The following is a 2,969-nucleotide window of genomic DNA, read 5'->3' as shown; positions in this document are numbered from 1 at the left end:
GTGGCGTTGTCGGCGGAAGAGTTGGGGCCGCGGCTCGGTCGCTGGGACGGGCGGTTGTGGTTATCGGTGGTCAACGGTCCGGGTTCGGTGGCGGTGTCGGGGGAGGGTGCGGCGCTGGACGAGTTGATGGCGGAGCTTTCGGGGGAGGGAGTCAAGGTCCGGCGGATACCGGCCGCCCCCGCGTCTCACTGTCCGGCCGTCGAGGTGCTGCGTGAGCCGCTGCTGGCCCAGTTGGAGGGGCTGGCTCCGCGTTCGTGCGACCTGCCGTTCTACTCCGCCGTCACAGCGGGTCCCGTCGACACCGCCGGACTGGACGCCACGTACTGGTACGGGAATCTACGCGAACCTGTGGACTTCCAGCAGACCGTCGCCGCCGCGCTCGCCGACGGCATCGACGCCTTCATCGAGGTCAGCGCGCACCCGCTGATGACGGTCCCGGTGCAGGAGACCGCCATCGCAGCCGGGTACGACGCCGCCGTCCTGCCTACACTGCGACGCGGCGAGGGCGGCGGCGCCCGCCTCCGCACGGCGCTCGGCGCGGCCTTCGTGCACGGCGTCGGGATCGACTGGCCCACCGTGTGGGCGGACGGCGACACGACCACCCTCCCGCTGCCGGGGTACGCCTTCGAACGGCGACCGCACTGGCTGAGCGGGGAGGCCGCCGCTCCTCTCGACAGTGGCACCGCTCCCGCCGCTCAGGCCGCGGGCCCGGCCGAGCCGCCGGCGGGGCTCGCCGGGCGGCTGGCCGGTCTGACCGCCCGGGAGCGGCAGCGGGTCACCGAGCGCCTGGTCTCCTCCACGGTCGCCGCCGCCCTCGGGCACGACGGACCGTCCGCCGTACCCGCCCACCGCACCTTCCGCGACCTGGGCGTGGATTCCGCGACCGCCACCGAGGCCAGTGGACGCCTCACCGCCGCCACCGGCGCACAGGTGCCCGCCACACTCCTGTACGAACACCCCACCGCCCGCCAACTGGCCGCCCATCTGGTGAGCGAACTCACCGGGGCCGCCGAGAGCTCCGGCGCCCCGGTCGACGCCCCGCGGGCCGAGGCGGACGACCCGGTGGCGATCGTGGCGATGAGCTGCCGGCTGCCGGGAGAGGTCCGGTCCCCCGAGGACCTGTGGCGGTTGCTGCTCGACGGCGGCGACGCCATCACGGACTTCCCCGGCGACCGCGGCTGGGACGTCGCCCGGCTCTACGACCCCGACCCCGAGCGGCTCGGCCGGTCCAGCACCGACAAGGGCGGATTCCTCTCCGACGCGGCGCAGTTCGACGCCGAGTTATTCGGGATCTCGCCGCGGGAGGCGCTGGCGATGGACCCGCAGCAGCGGTTGCTGCTCGAGACCTCCTGGGAGGCGTTCGAGCGCGCCGGAATCGACCCCGGCACCCTGCGCGGCAGCAGGACCGGCGTGTTCGTCGGCGTGATGGACGAGCGCTACGGCCCGCGGTGGAACGAACCCGCCGACGGCGTCGAGGGATTCCTGCTCACCGGCAACTCCACCAGCGTGACCGCGGGCCGCATCGCGTACGCCTTCGGGCTGAACGGGCCGGCCGTCGCGCTGGACACCGCCTGCTCGTCGTCGCTGGTGGCCCTGCACCTCGCGGTGCGCGCGCTGCGCAACGGGGAGTGCGCCATGGCGCTCGCCGGCGGCGTCACCGTGATGTCGACCCCCGAGATCTTCGTGGAGTTCTCCCGGCAGCGCGGCCTGGCCGCCGACGGGCGCTGCAAGGCGTTCGCGGCGGCGGCCGACGGCACCGGGCTCGCCGAGGGCGTCGGCATGCTCCTGGTGGAGCGGCTCTCCGACGCTCACCGGCTCGGCCACCCGGTGCTCGCGATCGTCCGCGGCACCGCTGTCAACTCCGACGGAGCCTCGAACGGGCTCAGCGCGCCGAACGGCACCGCCCAGCGCGACGTCATCCGCCAGGCGCTGGCCGACGCCGCGCTCGAACCCGCGGCCGTGGACGCCGTGGAAGCCCACGGCACCGGCACCACGCTCGGCGACCCCATCGAGGCGTCCGCCCTCATGGACGCCTACGGCCCCGGGCGTCGCAGCCCCCTGCTCATCGGCTCGCTGAAGTCCAACATCGGCCACACACAGGCGGCGGCCGGTGTGGCGGGCGTCATCAAGCTCGTCAGCGCGCTGCGGGCCGGAGTCCTGCCGCGGACCCTGCATGTCGACGCGCCGAGCCCGCAGGTGGATTGGGCGCGCGGACCCGCCGCGCTGCTCACCGAGCCCACCCCCTGGCCCGCCGGCGACCTGCCGCGGCGGGCCGGGGTGTCCTCCTTCGGTATCAGCGGCACCAACGCGCACGCCATCATCGAGGAGGCGCCGCCGGCACCCCACCGGGCGGCGGGCGATGACACGCCGGGGCCGCGCCCCTTCGTGCTGTCCGGCCACACCCCTGACGCGCTGTGCGCCCAGGCCGGGCGGCTGCTCACCCACCTGACCGGCCCCGGCGACGACGCAGTCCCGCTGCCCGACCTCGCCCGGACCCTCGCGACCGCCCGCGCCCGGCTCGACCACCGGGCCGCGGTCGTCGCCACCGACCGGGACGCCCTGCTCGCCGGGCTCGCCGCCGTCGCGGACGGCCGCAGCCCGGAGCACGTCGTGACCGGCCGGGCCCGGCCCCGCTCCGGCACGGTCTTCGTCTTCTCCGGCCAGGGCGGCCAGTGGCAGGGCATGGCCGTCCAACTCCTCGCGGAAGCACCGGTGTTCCGCGACCGTATGCGCGAGTGCGCCGACGCGCTGCACCCGCTCGTCGGCTGGGACCTGTTCGACGTCCTGCACGCGCGGCCCGGCGCTCCTCCGCTCACCGACACCGAGGTCGTCCAGCCGGCGCTGTTCTCCATAGCGGTCTCGCTGGCGGAACTGTGGCAGTCCTATGGAGTGCGGCCCGCGGCCGTCGTCGGTCATTCGCAGGGTGAGATCGCTGCGGCGTGTGTGGCCGGGGCGTTGTCGTTGGGGGA

1 protein-coding gene is annotated in these 2,969 nt (G+C 74.9%); it reads left to right on the top strand.

Features of this window, described 5'->3' with window-relative positions:
• Window positions 1-87: 87 nt before the first annotated feature.
• A partial coding sequence (locus IEY86_RS35700; RefSeq protein WP_308425207.1) for a beta-ketoacyl synthase N-terminal-like domain-containing protein occupies window positions 88-2,969 on the top strand: 2,882 nt, incomplete at its 3' end.

Origin of the sequence: Wenjunlia tyrosinilytica, assembly GCF_014646055.1 — a bacterium.
GTDB classification, from domain to species: domain Bacteria; phylum Actinomycetota; class Actinomycetes; order Streptomycetales; family Streptomycetaceae; genus Wenjunlia; species Wenjunlia tyrosinilytica.
The sequence above is the reverse complement of the archived record's forward strand: the minus strand, read 5'-3'. Positions and strand labels throughout refer to the sequence as shown.